The sequence below is a fragment of the Variovorax davisae genome (genome assembly GCF_030316845.1).
GTDB lineage: Bacteria > Pseudomonadota > Gammaproteobacteria > Burkholderiales > Burkholderiaceae_C > Variovorax > Variovorax davisae.
The window spans coordinates 45,391-62,413 of sequence record NZ_JASZYS010000015.1 but is presented as its reverse complement, the minus strand read 5'-3'; the positions used below and the strand labels follow the sequence as shown (position 1 = coordinate 62,413).

Genomic DNA, 17,023 nt, shown 5'->3' with positions numbered 1-17,023 from the left:
GCCATCATAGGCGCCCTCCCCGGTCGCTTCAACGCGGTCCGAGCGCGTGCAGGGCCGCGCGCGCGATGCTGCGCGCATCGACGCCGAAGAACTGCCGCAAGGCGGCGCGGGTGTCGCTGCGGCCGAAGCCATCGGTGCCGAGCGTGAGGAAGCGCCGGCCCTTGGGCAGGAAGGCGCGCACGCTCTCGGGCACGGTGCGCACGTAGTCGGTCGCGGCGATGATCGGCCCGCTGCCGCCGGCCAGCTGCCGCGCGATGAACGGCGTGCCCGGCGCGGCCTCGCCCGCCAGGGCCCGCGCCTCGCAGGCGCGGCCGTCGCGGGCCAGCTCGCTCCAGCTGGTGACGCTGAAGACCTCCGCGCTGACGCCCTGCTCGGCCAGCTGCTGCGCCGCCTTGACGACCTCGGTCAGGATCGCGCCCGAGCCCAGCAGCGTGACCTGCGCCCTGGCACCGGCCGGCTGAGCGCCCGGCCAGCCGTCGAAGCGGTAGCAGCCCCGCAGCACATCGGCTTCGGCGCCGGCCGGCAGGTCGGGCTGGGCGTAGTTCTCGTTCATCAGCGTGACGTAGTAGAAGACGTCCTTCTGCTCGACCATCATCTCGCGGATACCGGCATCGACGATCACCGCCATCTCGCCCGCGAAGGCCGGGTCGTAGGCCTTGCAGTTCGGGATGGTGGCGGCGATCAGGTGGCTCGACCCGTCCTGGTGCTGCAGGCCTTCGCCGCCCAGCGTGGTGCGCCCGGAGGTGGCGCCGAGCAGGAAGCCGCGCGGCCGCTGGTCTGCCGCGGCCCAGATCTGGTCGCCCACGCGCTGGAAGCCGAACATCGAGTAGTAGATGTAGAAGGGGAGCATTGCCAGGCCGTGCACGCTGTAGCTGGTGGCGGCGGCGGTCCAGCTGGCGATGGCGCCGGCCTCGCTGATGCCTTCCTCGAGGATCTGGCCGTCGGTCGCCTCGCGGTACGACAGCACCGAGCCGATGTCCTCCGGCGCATAGCGCTGGCCCACGCTCGAATAGATGCCGACCTGCTTGAACAGGTTGGCCATGCCGAAGGTGCGCGCCTCGTCGGCCACGATCGGCACCACGCGCGGGCCGAGCGCCTTGTCCTTGAGCAGGTTGCCCAGCATGCGCACGAAGGCCATGGTGGTGCTCATCTCCTTGCCGGCGGCCGCCACCGCGAACTGCGCATAGGCCGCGATCTCGGGCTTGGCGACGGTGTCGCAGTCGGTGATGCGGCGCGGCATGCTGCCGCCGAGCGCGGCCCGCCGGGCCAGCAGGTAGCGCATCTCGGCGCTGTCGTCGGCCGGCTTGTAGAAGGCGGCCGTGGTGGCCTGTTCGTCCGTCAGGGGCAGCTTGAAGCGGTCGCGGAAGGCGATCAGGTCGGTGTCGTCGAACTTCTTCTGCGAATGCGTCGTCATCTTGCCCTGGCCGGCGCTGCCCATGCCGTAGCCCTTCTTGGTGTGGGCCAGGATCACGGTCGGCCGGCCGCGGTGCGCGGCCGCCGCGGCATAGGCGGCATGGATCTTCACCAGGTCGTGGCCACCGCGCTTGAGCTGGTCGATCTGCTCGTCGGTCATGCCTTCGGCGAGCCGCGCGAGTTCGGCGTCCTGGCCGAAGAAGGTGTCGCGGTTGTAGCGGCCGTCCTTGGCCGCGAAGGTCTGCATCTGGCCGTCGACCGTGTTCGAGAAGGCCCGCACCAGCGCGCCCGTGAGGTCGCGCGCGAACAGGCCGTCCCAGTCGCTGCCCCAGACCAGCTTGATGACGTTCCAGCCGGCGCCGGCGAACAGCTTCTCGAGCTCGTCGATGATGCGGCCGTTGCCGCGCACCGGACCGTCCAGGCGCTGCAGGTTGCAGTTGACCACCCAGACCAGGTTGTCGAGCTTCTCGCGCGCGGCCAGCGTCAGCGCGCTCATCGATTCGGGCTCGTCCATCTCGCCGTCGCCGAACACGCCCCACACCTTCCGCCCCTCGCAATTCAGCAGGCTGCGGTGCGTGAGGTAGCGCATGAAGCGCGCGTGGTAGATCGAGCTGATCGGCCCGATGCCCATCGAGCCGGTCGGGAACTGCCAGAAGTCCGGCATCAGGTACGGGTGCGGGTAGCTGCTCAGGCCGCGTGCGCCCTGGCCTTCGGTGAACGCGGGCGCGGTGAGTTCCTGGCGGTAGTGCGTGAGGTCGGCCTCGCCGAGCCGGCCTTCGAGGAAGGCGCGGGCATACACGCCGGGCGCGCTGTGCGGCTGGAAGAAGACGAGATCGCCGCGATGCGCGTCGGTGCGCGCATGGAAGAAGTGGTTGAAGCCGGTCTCGAACAGGTCGGCCGCGCTGGCGTAGCTGGCGATGTGGCCGCCGAGCTCGCCATACGCCTGGTTCGCGCGCACCACCATTGCCAGCGCGTTCCAGCGCATCAGCGCAGCCAGCTTTTCCTCCATCGCCAAGTCGCCGGGAAAGGCCGGCTGGACGTCGACCGCGATGGTGTTGACGTACGGCGTCGACAGGTCGGGCTCCCAGCCGATGCGCTGGGCTCGCGCCAGCCGCGCGAGTTCGTCCAGCATCCAGCGCGCCCGCTCGGGCCCGTGGGCATCGGCCAGGGCGACGAAGGCCGCCCGCCACTCGGCGGTTTCGACGGGATCGGGATCGTGCAAGGGCATGTCGATCAGGGCGCGCACGGGGTCGAAGGGGATCGGGGCGTTCATGCACCGCAATCTAGGCCGGTCGCGATGGAATGGGGTGCTGATTCGATGTCTATTCAGGCGGATCGGCCGCATAGAATTCTGCATTTTTGCCGCTTGGCAGCATTTCATGCAACTGGACACGATCGACTTGCGCATTCTCGACGAGCTGCAGCGCGACGGCGGCCTGTCCAACGTCGAACTGGCGCGCCGCATCCACCTCTCGCCCTCGCCCTGCCTGGCGCGCGTGAAGGCGCTCGAGGCCGGCGGCGTGATCCAGCGCTACGTGGCCCTGGTCAACGCCGGCGCACTGGGCCTGGGCCTCAACGTCTTCATCTCGATCAGCCTGAAGACCCAGAGCAAGCAGTCGCTGGCCGATTTCGAGCAGCGCATCGCGGAGCACGACGAGGTGATGGAGTGCTACCTCATGACCGGCGACAGCGACTACCTGATCCGGGTCGCCGTGGCCGACATCGCGGCGCTGGAGAAGTTCATCCTCGAGCAGCTGACGCCGATCGCCGGCATCGAGAAGATCCGCTCGAGCTTCGCGCTCAAGCAGGTGCGCTACAAGACCGCGCTGCCGCTGCCCCGGCCGCAGGAGCCCGTGCGCGCTCACTGATAATCCACGCTCGTGCAGGCCCGTGGGACAGCAAGGACGGCGGTTTGGTGGACATCTCTTTCGATCTCATGTTCGGGACCCTGACGCTGGTCGTTGCGGGCGTGGCACTGCTGATCGCGCCGCGCGAGCGGCGGCTCGAGTTCCTGATGCACATCACGATCGTCACCGCGCTGACGGTCTTCGTCGTCAAGACGAACCAGTGAGCCGCCGGCGCGCTATTTCGGCCAGAGCGCCCAGAGCCGCAGCGGCTGGTTGACCCGCGCGGCGACCCGGCCCGCATCGGCGCCGGTGCCTGCAAAGTAGTCGGCCCGCACCGCGCCGACGATCGCGCTGCCGGTGTCCTGCGCGACCACCAGCTTGGCCAGCGGCACGGCCGGCCCCGGCGAGGCGAGCCAGACCGGCGTGCCGTAGGGAATGCTGTCGCGGTCGACCGCGATCGAGCGGCCGGCCGTGAGCGGCACGCCCTGCGCCCCCACCGGCCCCGAGGCCGCGTCGACTTCATTGAGCGGCTCCTCGCGGAAGAACACGTAGCGCGGATTGCTCCACAGCAGCTGCGACAGGCGCTGCGGGTTCTGCGCCACCCACTGCTTGGTGTCGTCCGGCCAGCGGCTGACATTGGTCGCGCCCTGGCTGGACAGCCATTGCTGGACGCTGCGGTAGGGCTGTTCGTTGGTGGCCGCGAAGGCCACCCGCACCATGCGCTGCGAGCCGTCGGCCTCCGTGATGCGCAGCCGCCCCGAGCCCTGGATGTGCAGCATCAGCACGTCGATGGGATCGGCCAGCCAGGCGATCTCGCGGCCGCGCAGCGCGGCCTGGGCCTGCGGCAGGGTGTCGATTTCCTGGCGGGTGTACCAGGGGCGCTTGGGGACCAGGCCCGCCGGCACCTGGTAGAGCGGCACCTGGTAGGCGGCGTTCGGGCGCCGCGAGGCATCGAAGACCGGCTCGTAGTAGCTGGTGAGCTTGCCTTCGCTCGGACCCGCGAGCGGCTCGATGCGAAACGGCTGCAGCCGCTGCATCATCCATTCGCGCTGCTGGTCCGGCTCGGCCAGGGCGAGCTGGCGCACCTCGCGGCAGAGCGGCGCGATGGCGGCGTTGGGCCGCGCGCAGTTGCTGACCATCGCGACCCAGCCTTCGTGCAGGGCGTCTTCGTTGAAGCCGGGCAGTTCGGACCACGGCACCGGCGTCCAGCGGCTCTTGGGATGGGTGAGCGAGCCGGTCAGGGGGCCGAGCTCGCGTGGCGGGGTCGCGCCCGGCGTGGCCATCGGCGCCTCGGGCTGTCGTGTGCTGAAGCTGCAGCCGGCGAGCGTTGCTACGATCGCAAGTCCCGCCAGCCACCGGAGTCCTTTGTTCATGGGTCTGATTTTGCTTGAAGCCCTCGCCGCCGCCGCCGTGCTGGTGCTGATCGTCTGGTGGACCATGTTCTCGGGCCGCAAGGGCGGCGAGCTGGACGACCGCGACGAGGCCCCGGAGCCTCCGAAGCAGGACTGAAACGCGGTAGTCCGGCGCCGCGTCGGACTGTGGGCCGATGCACCACACGCTACTAAATTGATAGCGTCGAAGCCAAACTGGACAATGGTTTCAAGCAATCCTATCGTCGACGTCCGTTACATACCGACACGGCCGGATCACCGAATTTGCCCGGATCGCTCGGGATAATGGTTCTTCCTTGAATTGCATCCCGAGAAGGACCGACATGAAAAAACTCGTACTCGCCACCTCCGCCGCCGCCCTCGTTCTCGCGGGTTGTGCCGGCACCGGCATGACCGACACCCAGCGCAACACCGGCATCGGCGCCGGCGTCGGCGCCCTGGCAGGCGCGGCGATCGGCTCGGCGACCGGCGGCCGTGCGGGTACCGGCGCGGCGGTGGGTGCGCTGGCCGGCGCGGCCGGCGGCTACCTGTGGTCGCAGCGCATGGAGAACCAGAAGAAGCAGATGGAAGCCGCCACCCAGGGCACCGGCGTGGCCGTCACGCAAACCGCCAACAACGAGCTCAAGCTGGCGATCCCGAGCGACATCTCCTTCGATGTCGGCCGCTCGGCCATCAAGCCCAATTTCTCGCCGGTGCTCGACCAGTTCGCCACCGGCCTGCGCAACAACCCGAACGCCGAGGTGCGCATCATCGGCCACACCGACAGCACCGGCACCGACGCGATCAACAACCCGCTGTCGATCGAGCGCGCCGCCAGCACCCGCGACTACCTGGTGGCGCGCGGCGTGCCGGCCGGCTCGATCCGCACCGAAGGCCGCGGCTCGCGCGAGCCGATCGCCGACAACAACAGCGATGCCGGCCGGGCGCAGAACCGCCGGGTCGAGATCTACGTGGGCGAACGGCCGCAGGGCTGATCGGCTTCAGACCCCGCGCAGGAGGTTGGCCAGCTCGACCGCCGACTTGACCTCCATCTTCTCGAACACGCGCGCGCGGTGGACCTCCACCGTGCGCACGCTGATCGCCAGCTGATCGGCGATCAGCTTGTTCGGCAACCCCTCGACCACGCAGCGCATCACGTCGCGCTCGCGCTCGGTCAGCTCGTCGATGCGGCGCTTGAGCAGTTGGCGCGTGCGCCTGGCCTCGACCGCGCGCAGCGACGCCCCGAGCGCGTGCTCGATGCGGTCGACCAGCGCGTTGTCCGAGAACGGCTTCTCGCAGAAGTCGAAGGCGCCGCGCTTGACCGCATCGACCGCGGTCGGCACGTCGGCATGGCCGGTCAGGAAGATCACCGGCATGGCGTCGAGCAGGCCGCGTTCGGCCAGGCGGTCGAACAGCACCAGCCCGCTGGTGCCCGGCATGCGGACATCGAGCAGCAGGCAATGCGGATGGTCCGTCAGCGGCTCCTCGGCCAGGCGGGCCTCGAAGGCTTCGGCACTGGCGAATTGCTCGCTCACCAGGCGCCGTGATCGCAGCAGCCAGGCCAGGGCCTCGCGCACGCTGGCGTCGTCGTCGACGATGAAGATCAGGGCATCGATCAGGGGTTGCATGGCTTGAAGTGTCAACTGGCGGTGGCCAGGGTGAATCGGAAGATGGTGCCGCGCGGGCGCTGCGGTTCGTGCATCAGCACGCCGCCGTGCTGCTCGACCACCGTGCGGCACAGGCTCAGGCCCAGGCCCATGCCATCGGAGCGGGTCGTGAAGAAGGGCGTGAACAGGCGCGACGCCACCTCGTCGCTGATGCCGCAGCCCAGGTCGGCGACCGAGAATTCGAGCCAGCGGCGCGCGTCCGGGCCCGGGCTGCCGCTGGCGCGCACCACCCGCAGGCGCAGCACGCGCTCGCTCAGCTCGGGCATGTCCATCGCCTGCATGCCGTTGCGCGCCAGGTTCAGCAGCACCTGCTCGACCAGCGTGCGGTCGCAGACCACGGCCGGCAGGTGGTCCTCGAAGGCCAGCTCCACCCGCACGCCGAGCTTGCGCGCCTGCAGCCGCACCAGCGGCAGCACCGCGTCGACCAGCGCCTGGGGCGTCACCGACTCGCGCGTGCGGTCGCGCCGGCGCACGAAGTCGTGCACGCTGCGGATCACCTGGCCGGCGCGGTCGGCCTGCTCGGCGATCCGGCGCACCGCCATCGCGACCTCTTGCCGGTCGCCGGCGTGCGGCGGCCCGTCGGCGCCCAGCAGGTTGAGCGAGCCGCTGGCGTAGCTGGCGATCGCGGCCAGCGGCTGGGTCAGCTCGTGGCTCAGCAGCGAAGCCATCTCGCCCACGGTGGCCAGCCGGGCGCTGGCCTGCAGCCGCTCCTGGCTGGCGCGCGAGAGCTCCTCGACGCGGCGTTGTTCGCTGACGTCGATGAAGGCGCTCATCCAGCCCGACTGCGAGCCTTGGGCGTTGATCAGCGGGGCCTCGAAGATCAGCACCGGGAAGCGGCTGCCGTCCTTGCGCATGAAAACCGACTCGAAGCCCTCGCGCGGCGGCGTCGCGCCCGCCAGCCGCACCGCCTGCCGGCGCTGGTACTCGTGTGCCAGCTCGGTCGGCCAGTAGGGCACCTCGACGTCGCTGTCCATCAGTTCCTCGGCGCTGAAGCCCACCATCTCGCAGAAGGCCGGGTTGACGTAGGTGATGCGCCCCTGCAGGTCGCGCGCGCGCAGGCCGGTGATGACCGAATCCTCCATCGCCTTGCGGAAGGCCAGCGCGTCGCCGAGATCGCGCTCGGCCCGCAGGCGCCGCCGGGTGTCGCGCGCCAGCAGCACCAGCACCGACACCAGCGCGATCGAGATCGCCGTGACCAGCGCGGTCAGCATGTTGGGGAACAGGTCCGGCACGGCGCGCCAGCCGTCGACGCGCAGCATCAGGGTGACGCCCGGCAGGTCGATCAGCTGCTGCGAGGTGAAGACCCGGGTGCCGATGCGCCGCGGCGCGCCGATCGCCACCAGCCGGGTGCCATCGGACTCGGTGAAGGCGACTTCCTGGCCGCGGCTGAGCATCGGCGCCAGCAGCTCGGTGAGCGTGTCGCGCAGCGAGTAGGCGGCCACCAGGTAGCCGCCGCCCTCGACCGGGACGCACAGCTCCAGCACCTCGAGGCCGCCACTGCCCTGCACGGCCGCCACGTAGTGGCTCGGCGAATAGGCCGCCGACCCCAGCTTGCGCGCGGTCGAGCAGGCCTGCTCGACGTCGATCTGCTCGGGGCCGCGCTCGTTGTCGCCGAACACCTTGCGGCGATAGGGCGAATCGACCGCGCCGAGCGGCCGCAGCCCCGCATCGCGCCATTCGAGGCGCAGCCACTCGCGATGGTCGCGCAGCAGGGCGGCGGCGCGGCTCTCCCACTGTTCGCGGTCGACGCCGCCGGCCAGCGAGGCGCGCAGGGTCTGGACGTTGCGCTGCAAGCCGTCGCGCAGGTCGGCCACCGCATCGGCGGTGTCGCGGTCCAGCACGGTCTGGGTCTGCTCGACCTCGTGCCGGCCGGCCAGCCACACCACCGTGACCAGCAGCGCCAGCACCAGCATCGCCAGCAGCACCCAGAGGAACCAGCGGCGCCAGAACGAGCGCAGGAAGCGCAGCCGCGCGAAGGCGGGACGCAGGACGCGGGCGGCGGGCAGGGGCGGCGCGGACACTGCGGCTTCAGATCACGCTGTGGGCCAGCGCCGGGAGCTGGGCGCGCGCGGCCTCGAGTTGCGCGGCATCGAGCTCGAACAGCACCACCGCCTCGCCCTCGGCGTGCTGCGCCGCCACCGTGCCCCAGGGGTCGACCACCATCGACTGGCCCCAGGTCTGGCGGCCGTTCTCGTGGCTGCCGCCTTGCGCCGGCGCCACCACCCAGGCCAGGTTCTCGATCGCCCGGGCCCGCAGCAGCACCTCCCAGTGGGCGGCGCCGGTGGTGCGCGTGAAGGCGCTGGGCACCAGCAGCAGCTCGGCGCCCTGGCGCGCCAGCGCCCGGTAGAGCTCCGGAAACCGCAGGTCGTAGCAGACGCTCATGCCGATGCGCCAGCTGTGGCCGTCGCGCGAGGGCAGGTCGAAGCACACCGGCTGGGTGCCCGGTGCGATCACGCGCCGTTCGTCGTAGCGCTCTCGGCCATTGTCGAAAAAGAACAGGTGGATCTTGTCGTAGCGCGCGACGCGCGCGCCGTCCGGCGCGTAGACCAGCGAGCTGTTGAAGACATGCTGGTCGTCGTCGGTCTCGATCGGCAAGGTGCCGCCGACGATCCAGAGGCCGAACTCGCGCGCCGCGTCGGCCAGGAAGCTCTGCACCGTGCCGGCACCGGCGGTCTCGCGCAGCGCCAGCTTGTCGGTGTCGCGGCGCCCCATCATGCAGAAATACTCGGGCAGCACGGCCAGTTCGGCGCCGCCGGCGGCGGCTTCGGCCAGCAGGTCGTGGGCGCGGGCCAGGTTGGCCTCGCGGGCGATGGCCGACACCATCTGGATGGCTGCGACTTTCATGGCGGTGGTCTCTCCTTCTTTCTAGCGCGGCGCCGGCGGCTCGGCCAGCGCTTCGGGCGGCGCGCGCCGCGGCACGCGGGTGATCTTGGGGTCGGTCCAGGTGCCGTCGATCTGGAACTCCTGCGTGGCCGCCGCGATGAGCGGCCGGCTCAGCACCATCTGCGCCAGGAAGGTGCCGAGCCCGATCGCGGGATTGATGGCGGTCGCCACCAGCGCCGCGGTGCCGGCACTGATCTCGGGCACCACCACGACCCGGATGCTCTGCGTCTCGCGTGCGATGTCGGCCGAGCCGTCCATCAGCACGGCGGCGTTGACGCCCTTCATCTGCAGGTTGTTGGTGGAGGCCACGCCGTTGGCGATCTTGGCATCGCCGCGCAGGAAGTCGAAGGCGAAGCCGGCGCTGAAGATGTCGCGGAAATCGAGCGTGAGGCGCCGCGGCAAGGCCTGCAGGCTCAGCACGCCGAGCAGCTTGGCGATGCCCGGGTCGGCCTTCAGGAACTGGCCCGATTCGACGTCGATCTGCAGCTGCCCGCCGAGGCTGGGGTAGTCGATCGAAAACGGCGAGCCGGTCCAGTTGACCTGGCCTTCGAGCCGGCCGCGGCCGCGCCGCACCACGTCCTTCATGCCGAAGCGGTTCAAGAGCGCACCGGCGTCCACGATGTCGAGCTTGAAATCCATCGCGGTGCGGCGCTGGTCGCGCCCGGCGCTGGCGCCGGGCGGCGCGGCCCAGCTGCCCTGGGCGTTGAAGGTGGCGTCCGGATTGCTGAGGGTCAGCTTGTTGAGCATCCATTCGCGCCCGGCACCGCCGCGGTTCACGGCATCGATCTCGGCCCGGCCGAGCCGGCGGCCGAAGAGCTCGAAGTCGTCGACCACGATGTCGAGCGCCGGCAGGGTGCTCGGCTGCTCGTCGAGCAGGGACTCGACCGCCGTGGCTTCGCTGCGTGCGATCTTGAGCCGGGCCAGCCGCGCATACAGGCGCCCGGCCTGGGCATGGCGGTACTCGGCATAGCCGCTGAGCTCGACCGCGTCGACGTTGGCGCGCCAGAGCTGGCCGTCGCGCGTGCCGCCCAGCACCACGTCGTGCAGCGTGCGTCCGCCGAACACCAGCTGCTGCGCCCGCAGCGCGATCGTCGTCGGCAGGTAGGCCAGCGCGTCGTCGCCGCTGTCGACGTTGGCCACGGCCTCGGGCGCCTTGCCGGTGGCGTCGCTGAACAGCGCCTGCCAGGCGCCGAGGTCGAGCCGGTCGAAACGCATGTTGGCGGCCACGCCGCGCTCCGGCGGCGGCGCCGATTCGCCGGCCGCGAGGCCGACGCCGATGGCGCCGCGCAGCACCCGCGCCTCGCGGCCCGAGACGTCGCGCACGTAGCTGGCCGAGCCGACCTTGCCCAGCTCGAGCGAGATCTGGTCGTGCAGCTGCGGCGCGGCGCCGGCGCCACGGGCTTCGCGCAGCACGATCTTCTTCTCGACCCGCAGCGGCATGGCGTCCTGGGCCTCCTTGGCCATCGGCGCCGGCAACTGCAGCCCCAGGCCCTGCAGGCTGCTGGTGAGCAGGAACTCGGGCGTGCCTTCGCGCACCGCGAAAGTGGCCGCATAGGGCGCGCTGCCGGTCGCATTCTTGGCCAGCCGCGCCAGCCAGTCGACCTCGCGCGCCGCCCGCAGGCCTTCGGCGCTGGCCGTGCCCTGGACGCGCAGCTCCAGCTCCTGCTTGCCGCCGAAGCGACCGCTGCCGTCGATGCGCATGGCCCCGCCGAGGCCGCGCGCCTGCACGCCGGCGAGCGAGAAGCCGCTTTCGGTGAAGTTCAGCGTGCCGCGCGCCTGCGTCAGCGCCGGCGCGCCGGAAGCCAGCTGCAGCTCGTTGTCGGCCAGCACGATGCCGGCCTGCACCTTGGTCTTGTCCATCGCCTCGAGCGGCAGTTCGAGCCGCAGCTTGTAGTCGGCATGGCCGGTCGCGCGCATCTCCGCCAGGGTCGGGGCGGCATCGCCGGCGAGCGGGCCGCCGACCCGCAGCACCTCGCCCAGCGGCCCCTTGGCCTGCACGTCGAGCTTGAGCACCGGCGCATGGTGCGACATGTCGGCAATCTGCGCCTCGGCCTTCGTGACCTCGACGGCCTGGGCCCCCGCCAGGCGCCCGCGCGCGTTGCGCACCAGCATGCCGGCCCGCTCGAACACCAGCTCGCCCGACAGGCCGGTCAGCCCGGGCCAGACCACGGTCGCGCCCGGCGCCGGCGGCACGTAGGCGTAGCTGACATCCGCGACCTTCGCGGCGATGCGGAAATCGCCCTGCTTCGGGTCCATGAAGGGCATGTCCCAGAGGTCGCCCCGGACCTTGAAGTCGACCGCGCTGGCGCTGCCCTTGGTGATCGCATCGCGCACGTAGTCGCGCGTGGCCTTCGGGATGTGCAGCGGCAGGTAACGCCAGACACGGGTGCCGTCGGCACGGCTGAGCTTGCCCTGCAGGTCGAGCACGCCGGGAAAGCGATCGGCGCTGCGCGAGACGGCCGGATCGCTGGTGCGCCAGCTGGCCTGGGCCTCGCCCTCGGCGTCGGCGTTGGCGAAGCGCAGGTTCGACAGCTGCAGCTGCACCGCGCCACGATCGAGCTTCCACTGCAGCTGGCTCGACAGCCGTTCGATCGGCACCACCGGCTCCTCGAAAACGCCCGGCAGGTCGAGCGCGCCGCGGGCGATCGACAGCGTGGCGCTGCCGCCGGCCTGGCTGGCGTCGAAATCGACCGTGGCACCGCTGACGCCGGGCCGGCCGACCGGCTCGTGCGCCGGCGCGGGCGCCGGTGCCGGCACGCCGGGCTGCGACGCCACGCTGAAGCCGCTCAGGCGGCCCTTCAGCTGGTAGCCGGAGGGATCGCCCGTGGGACCCTGCCAGCTGGCTTCGATGTGCTCGACCATGCCGCGCGGCTGGTAGGCCTCGAGCTGCTTGCGGAACGCCTCGCCCAAGGGCAGCCGGTCGACGATCAGCGCCAGCGCCGCGAGGTCGAGCCGGTCGGCCCGCAGCGCGGTGCGCTCCGCCGTGCGCCCCTTGGCGTCCGCGTGCTGGAACCACAGGTTGCCGCCGGGCCAGCGCATGTGCTCGGCGGTGTCGAACTGCAGCCGGGTGGTCGCGAACTCCAGCGTGCCGGCGCCGCGCTTGCCGGTCAGGCGGCCCGTGACGTCGCGCAGCACCAGCGGCTCGGGCGCCTTGCCGAGCGACACGTCGATGCGGCGCAGCCCCAGATCGGCCACGCCACCCGTGATCTCGCCGTCGTCGACGTCGGCCCAGAGGCGCAGGCCGCCGGAACCCTGGTGGATCCGGGCATCGAGGTCGACATAGCCGTCGAGCCGGGTGACGTCGATGTAGGGCAGGTCGGCATAGACCTGGCCGTCCCAGGTGCGCCAGTTGCCGCTGCGCACCGACAGCAGCGGCTGGCGGAACTGGCCGCGCAGCGTGAAGCGATCGCCCCAGCCGGCGGGCGGGGTGGCGTCCAGCCGCATGGCGTGGCTGCGGGTCCCGTTGCGGGCCACGAACTGCACATCGGACAGCAGCAGCGGAGCGGTCTGGCGCCGCTCGTCGGTCCAGCGCACGGTGCCGCCCTGGACCACGAGCTCGCGCTGGGCGAAGAACCAGTCGGCGCCATCGCCGCCGCCGCTGGTGTCGTTCGACATGTCGAGCCCGGCGACGTGGATCTTGCCGAGCGCATCGCGCCGGACGTCGACCTGCGGCCGCTCGATGTAGAGCTGCTCGAAGCTGAGGTTCCAGAGCGAGCGCGGCGACACGCTGGCCACCACCCGCTCGAGCCGCAGCGCCTCCTGGCTGCGATCGTCCATCAGGACCACGTCGCGCAGCTCGACGGCCGGGAACAGGCCGCCCGACCGGGCGCTGATCGCGCCGATGCGCACCGGTACACCGATGGCCCGTGTGGCCTGCGCCTCCAGCGCGCCACGGTAGTTTCCGATTCGCGGCACAATCCAGAGATGTAGGACAACGACTGACAGCGCAAGCAGGAGCCATGCACCGATCAGCAAACCCAACAACCAGCGCGCCGTCGCAGCGGTGATCTTGAGCAGACGTGAAGGGGAAGACGTCGTGTCGTTCATTGAGGATCGCGCTGTGTCAGGAATTATGACCGCCAGCTCCCAGCCGGGTTCCACCGCCGCCGACAGCGCCACGCTTCGGCCGCCACCATCATCCGATTCGCCGCCCTTGTCGGCATCGTCGCGCTTCATCCAGCGCCTGCGCCGGCGCTACGTGGCCGAGCTGTCGCTGCTGCCGCCGGGCGAGCCCCTGCGGGCGCAGATGGCCGACGCGTACCGGGCCCTGCGCGCGCGCGGCGACAGCGTCGCCGACGCCCTGCGCATCGTTCGCCAGCTGGTGATGGAACGGCTGATCACGCTCGACTGCGACCTGCAGGCGCCGCTGGCCGTGGTCACCACCGCGGTCACCCAGCTGGCCGAATTCGCGCTCGACGTCGCCTGCCGCGAGGCCTGCGCCGAACTCGACGAAGCCCATGGCGCACCCCTGGCGGCCGACGGCCGGCGGGCCCAGCTCTGGGTGGTCGGCATGGGCAAGCTCGGCGCCCGCGAGCTCAACGTGTCGAGCGACATCGACCTGATCTACCTCTACGACCACGACGGCGAGACCGCCGGCAACGCCGAGGGCCGCTCGCGGCTGGCCAACCAGGAATACTTCGCCCGGGCGGTCAAGCGGATCTACGCGCTGGTCGGCGACACCACCGAACACGGCTTCGTGTTCCGGGTCGACCTGGCCCTGCGGCCGAACGGCAATTCGGGGCCGAGCGTGGTCTCGCTCGACGCGCTGGAGGAGTATTTCCAGGTCCAGGGCCGCGAATGGGAGCGTTTCGCCTGGCTCAAGAGCCGGGTGGTCGCGCCGGCCGCGGTGGTGGCCGACGGCTCGGCCCAGGCGCTGCGCAGCGTGGTGCTGCCCTTCGTCTTCCGCCGCTACCTCGACTACAGCGTCTTCGATTCGCTGCGCACGCTGCACCGGCAGATCCGCGAACAGGCGGCGCGCCGCAGCGCCGGGCGGCCCGAGCGCGCCAACGACGTCAAACTGTCGCGCGGCGGCATCCGCGAGATCGAGTTCACGGTGCAGCTGCTGCAGGTGGTGCGCGGCGGCCAGTTCCCCGAGCTGCGGACCCGGCCGACGCTCGATGCGCTGCAGCGGCTGGCGCGCGCCGGGCTGATGCCGCAGGAAGCGGCCGACGCGCTGGCCTCGGCCTACGAGTTCCTGCGCCGGGTCGAGCATCGCATCCAGTACCTGGACGACCAGCAGACCCATGTGCTGCCGGTCAACGACGACGACCTGCACTGGATCGCGCTCACGCTCGGCTTCCCCGATTGCTGTGCCTTCCTGGCCCAGCTCGACACCCACCGCGAGTTCGTGGCCCAGGAGTTCGACAAGCTGCTGGGCGGCAAGAAGCCCTGCAGCGGCTGCAAGGGCGGCAGCTCGGCCCCCGCGCCGCTCGACATGAGCGACCTGCTCGAATCGCTGCCGGCAGCGTTCGCCGCCCGCATCCAGGCCTGGAACGAGAACCCGCGGGTGCTGGCGCTGCGCGACGACACCCGCGCCCGCCTGCGTCAGCTGGTGCAGCGCACCGCCCTGTGGCTGCGCGAGCCCGACAGCGGTGCCCAGGGCCAGATCAGCCGCCATGTCGATGCCGCGCTGCGCTGGGCCGACTGGATCGAGCCGCTGCTGCGCCGCGACAGCTACATCGCGCTGCTGGTCGAGCGGCCCGCGGTGCAGGAACGGCTGCTGCGCCTGCTCGGCTCGGCCAAATGGCCCGCCAGCTACCTGATGAAGCACCCCGGCGTGATCGACGAACTGGCCAGCAGCGCCATGCTGTCGGGGCGCTTCGTCGCCGCCGACTTCGAACGCGAGCTCGAAGACCGCCATCGCTCGCTGACGCAGACCGGCGAGGCCGACGAGGAGCGGCTGCTGAACCTCCTGCGCCACGCCCACCATGCGGAGCTGTTCCGCACGCTGGCGCGCGACGTCGACGGCCGCATCACGGTCGAGCAGGTGGCCGACGACCTGAGCGCCCTGGCCGACGCGGTGCTGCGCGTGACCGCGCGCTGGTGCTGGCCCCAGGTGCGCAATCCGCACCGCGACCAGCCGCACTTCGCGATCATCGGCTACGGCAAGCTCGGCGGCAAGGAGCTCGGCTACGGCAGCGACCTCGACATCGTCTTCGTCTACGACGACGAGGACGAACGCGCCGGCGAGGTGTATGCCGCCTACGTGCGCAAGCTGATCAACTGGCTCACCGTCAAGACCCGCGAAGGCGACCTGTTCGAGATCGACACCGCGCTGCGCCCGAACGGCAACTCGGGCCTGCTGACCACCAGCTTCGACGCCTACGAGAAGTACCAGCTGGGCCGCGGCAGCAACACCGCCTGGACCTGGGAGCACCAGGCCATGACGCGGGCGCGCTGCGTGCTGGGCGAGCCGGCGCTGGGCGAGCGTTTCGACCGAATCCGCGAGGCCGTGATCACGGCGCCGCGCGACCGCGAGGCCCTCAAGGCCGAAATCGTCGCGATGCGCGAGAAGGTGCGCAGCGCACGGCCGGTCAGGGCCGAGCTGTTCGACGTCAAGCACAGCACGGGCGGCATGGTCGACGCCGAGTTCGCGGTGCAGTTCCTGGTGCTGTCCGAGGCCAAGGCGCATCCCGAGCTGGTGCCCAACGTCGGCAACATCGCGCTGCTCCAGCGCGCCGAAGCGGCCGGCCTGCTGCCCGCAGGGGTGGGCGAGGCCGCCGCGGCGGCCTACCGCGAACTGCGCCGCGTGCAGCACCGGGCCCGCCTCAACGAGGAGCCGACCCAGGTGCCGGCGGGCACCCTGGCGGCCGAACGCGAGGCCATGCTGGCGCTCTGGAAGGCGGTCTTTGGCTAGCCAGCGGTCGGTCGTCGGGTGGCTCGCGGCGGCGACGCTGGTGCTGCTCGCGGGCTGCGCCAGCGGCCCGCGCGGCGGCCGCGACGGCGCCGATGCCAATCCGCCTTCGGGCCTGGGCCAGGTGCCCGATGCCGAGCCCCGGGTCGAGCCGATCCGCGGCAGCGGCGGCACCAGCAAGCCCTACACGGTGCTCGGCCGCTCCTACGTGCCGATCACCGACGACCGGGCGTTCCGCGAAACCGGCCTGGCCTCCTGGTACGGGCGCAAGTTCCACGCCCAGTCGACCGCCAGCGGCGAGCCGTACGACATGTATGCGATGACGGCGGCCCACAAGACCTTGCCGCTGCCGAGCTATGCGCGGGTGCGCAACCCGGCGAACGGCCGCGAGGTGATCGTCCGCGTGAACGACCGCGGCCCCTTCCACGACGACCGGGTCATCGACCTGAGCTACACCGCGGCCCTCAAGCTCGACCTGCTGCGCGGGGTGGCGCCGGTGGAGATCGAGCGCCTCACCAATGAAGACATCCGCACCGGGGCCTGGCGCCGCGGCGACGCCCCGGTGCTGGCGCAGCAGGCCCCGCCGGCGGCCGCTCCAGACGGTGTCGCGGTGCCCGCGGCGCTCACGGCGCCGGTGGTCGCCACCTCGCGCTACGACGCCATGGAAGTGGCAGCGCTGCCGCCGATGACGCCGCTGGCGGCAGCCCCGGTCCAGCCGGCCACGCCAGCGCCGCGTGCGGCCGCGGCCGCCGGGCCGGGCTTCTGGGTCCAGCTCGGCGCCTTCAGCCAGCGCGAAGGCGCCCAGCGTTTTCAGCAGCAGGTGGCGCGCGAGATGCCGCCGCTGGCCGGCACCCTCAATGTGTTCAGCGAGAACGGCACCCACCGCCTGCAGTCAGGCCCCTATGCCTCGCGGGACATCGCCCGCGACACGGCCGAGCAGGTGCGCAACGGCCTGCAGCTGGCGCCGGTGATCGTCGAGCGCCGCTGACG

The 17,023-nt window shown here is 71.3% G+C and carries 12 protein-coding genes; 6 read left to right on the top strand and 6 right to left on the bottom strand.

Going from position 1 to position 17,023, the window contains the following annotated elements:
- Window positions 1-28: 28 nt before the first annotated feature.
- Entirely contained in the window at window positions 29-2,686 is a 2,658-nt protein-coding gene (gene mdeB, locus QTI33_RS27945; RefSeq protein ID WP_286509674.1) for an alpha-ketoglutarate dehydrogenase, read from the bottom strand.
- Window positions 2,687-2,792: 106 nt separating this feature from the next.
- On the opposite strand from mdeB, the gene QTI33_RS27940 reads away from it, so the two are divergent.
- Window positions 2,793-3,281: an Lrp/AsnC family transcriptional regulator gene (locus tag QTI33_RS27940; protein WP_286509673.1), complete on the top strand. Its 489-nt coding sequence runs from the start codon at window positions 2,793-2,795 to the stop codon at window positions 3,279-3,281.
- A 47-nt stretch (window positions 3,282-3,328) separates the two neighbouring features.
- On the top strand, window positions 3,329-3,484 hold the full coding sequence (locus QTI33_RS27935) for a hypothetical protein (RefSeq protein WP_286509672.1): 156 nt from the start codon (window positions 3,329-3,331) through the stop codon (window positions 3,482-3,484).
- Window positions 3,485-3,496: 12 nt separating this feature from the next.
- Here QTI33_RS27935 and mltA read toward each other — a convergent pair whose 3' ends face one another.
- Window positions 3,497-4,633 (bottom strand): murein transglycosylase A, encoded by a 1,137-nt coding sequence (gene mltA, locus QTI33_RS27930; RefSeq protein WP_286509671.1) that lies wholly within the window; start codon window positions 4,631-4,633, stop codon window positions 3,497-3,499.
- Between mltA and QTI33_RS27925 the strand changes: the two genes are divergently transcribed.
- Together QTI33_RS27925 and QTI33_RS27920 are read left to right on the top strand one after the other, a co-directional pair.
- Window positions 4,632-4,769 (top strand): hypothetical protein, encoded by a 138-nt coding sequence (locus QTI33_RS27925; protein WP_286509670.1) that lies wholly within the window; start codon window positions 4,632-4,634, stop codon window positions 4,767-4,769. The genes mltA and QTI33_RS27925 overlap by 2 nt on opposite strands.
- Before the next feature lie 205 nt (window positions 4,770-4,974).
- Window positions 4,975-5,625 carry a YiaD family glycine zipper/OmpA-like lipoprotein gene (locus QTI33_RS27920; RefSeq protein WP_286509669.1) on the top strand — a complete coding sequence of 217 codons (651 nt, stop codon included), beginning with the start codon at window positions 4,975-4,977 and terminating at the stop codon, window positions 5,623-5,625.
- A gap of 6 nt (window positions 5,626-5,631) precedes the next feature.
- Here the strand turns inward: QTI33_RS27920 and QTI33_RS27915 are convergent, their stop codons facing one another.
- The 4 genes from QTI33_RS27915 to QTI33_RS27900 all read right to left on the bottom strand — a co-directional run bounded on the left by QTI33_RS27915 (window position 5,632) and on the right by QTI33_RS27900 (window position 13,227).
- Window positions 5,632-6,258: a response regulator transcription factor gene (locus QTI33_RS27915; RefSeq protein ID WP_286509668.1), complete on the bottom strand. Its 627-nt coding sequence runs from the start codon at window positions 6,256-6,258 to the stop codon at window positions 5,632-5,634.
- Between the two features lie 11 nt (window positions 6,259-6,269).
- Window positions 6,270-8,210 carry a two-component system sensor histidine kinase NtrB gene (locus QTI33_RS27910; protein ID WP_286509807.1) on the bottom strand — a complete coding sequence of 647 codons (1,941 nt, stop codon included), beginning with the start codon at window positions 8,208-8,210 and terminating at the stop codon, window positions 6,270-6,272.
- 115 nt (window positions 8,211-8,325) lie between these two features.
- Entirely contained in the window at window positions 8,326-9,141 is an 816-nt protein-coding gene (locus QTI33_RS27905; protein WP_286509667.1) for a carbon-nitrogen hydrolase family protein, read from the bottom strand.
- Between the two features lie 21 nt (window positions 9,142-9,162).
- On the bottom strand, window positions 9,163-13,227 hold the full coding sequence (locus QTI33_RS27900) for a YhdP family protein (RefSeq protein WP_286509666.1): 4,065 nt from the start codon (window positions 13,225-13,227) through the stop codon (window positions 9,163-9,165).
- Between the two features lie 25 nt (window positions 13,228-13,252).
- Here QTI33_RS27900 and glnE point away from each other — a divergent pair, with 25 nt between their 5' ends.
- Both glnE and QTI33_RS27890 read left to right on the top strand, forming a co-directional pair.
- On the top strand, window positions 13,253-16,036 hold the full coding sequence (gene glnE / locus QTI33_RS27895) for a bifunctional [glutamate--ammonia ligase]-adenylyl-L-tyrosine phosphorylase/[glutamate--ammonia-ligase] adenylyltransferase (RefSeq protein ID WP_286509665.1): 2,784 nt from the start codon (window positions 13,253-13,255) through the stop codon (window positions 16,034-16,036).
- Window positions 16,029-17,021: a septal ring lytic transglycosylase RlpA family protein gene (locus tag QTI33_RS27890; RefSeq protein ID WP_286509664.1), complete on the top strand. Its 993-nt coding sequence runs from the start codon at window positions 16,029-16,031 to the stop codon at window positions 17,019-17,021. Before glnE ends, QTI33_RS27890 begins: the two co-directional genes overlap by 8 nt.
- Window positions 17,022-17,023 lie beyond the last annotated feature (2 nt).

What these genes read in the sequence shown, in the direction of transcription:
- mdeB (WP_286509674.1), bottom strand. Translation starts at nt 2,686, where the DNA reads ATGAACGCCCCGATCCCCTTCGACCCCGTGCGCGCCCTGATCGACATG.
- QTI33_RS27900 (WP_286509666.1), bottom strand. Translation starts at nt 13,227, where the DNA reads ATGAACGACACGACGTCTTCCCCTTCACGTCTGCTCAAGATCACCGCT.
- QTI33_RS27925 (WP_286509670.1), top strand. Translation starts at nt 4,632, where the DNA reads ATGGGTCTGATTTTGCTTGAAGCCCTCGCCGCCGCCGCCGTGCTGGTG.
- QTI33_RS27915 (WP_286509668.1), bottom strand. Translation starts at nt 6,258, where the DNA reads ATGCAACCCCTGATCGATGCCCTGATCTTCATCGTCGACGACGACGCC.
- QTI33_RS27910 (WP_286509807.1), bottom strand. Translation starts at nt 8,210, where the DNA reads ATGCTGGTGCTGGCGCTGCTGGTCACGGTGGTGTGGCTGGCCGGCCGG.
- QTI33_RS27920 (WP_286509669.1), top strand. Translation starts at nt 4,975, where the DNA reads ATGAAAAAACTCGTACTCGCCACCTCCGCCGCCGCCCTCGTTCTCGCG.
- glnE (WP_286509665.1), top strand. Translation starts at nt 13,253, where the DNA reads ATGACCGCCAGCTCCCAGCCGGGTTCCACCGCCGCCGACAGCGCCACG.
- QTI33_RS27940 (WP_286509673.1), top strand. Translation starts at nt 2,793, where the DNA reads ATGCAACTGGACACGATCGACTTGCGCATTCTCGACGAGCTGCAGCGC.
- mltA (WP_286509671.1), bottom strand. Translation starts at nt 4,633, where the DNA reads ATGAACAAAGGACTCCGGTGGCTGGCGGGACTTGCGATCGTAGCAACG.
- QTI33_RS27905 (WP_286509667.1), bottom strand. Translation starts at nt 9,141, where the DNA reads ATGAAAGTCGCAGCCATCCAGATGGTGTCGGCCATCGCCCGCGAGGCC.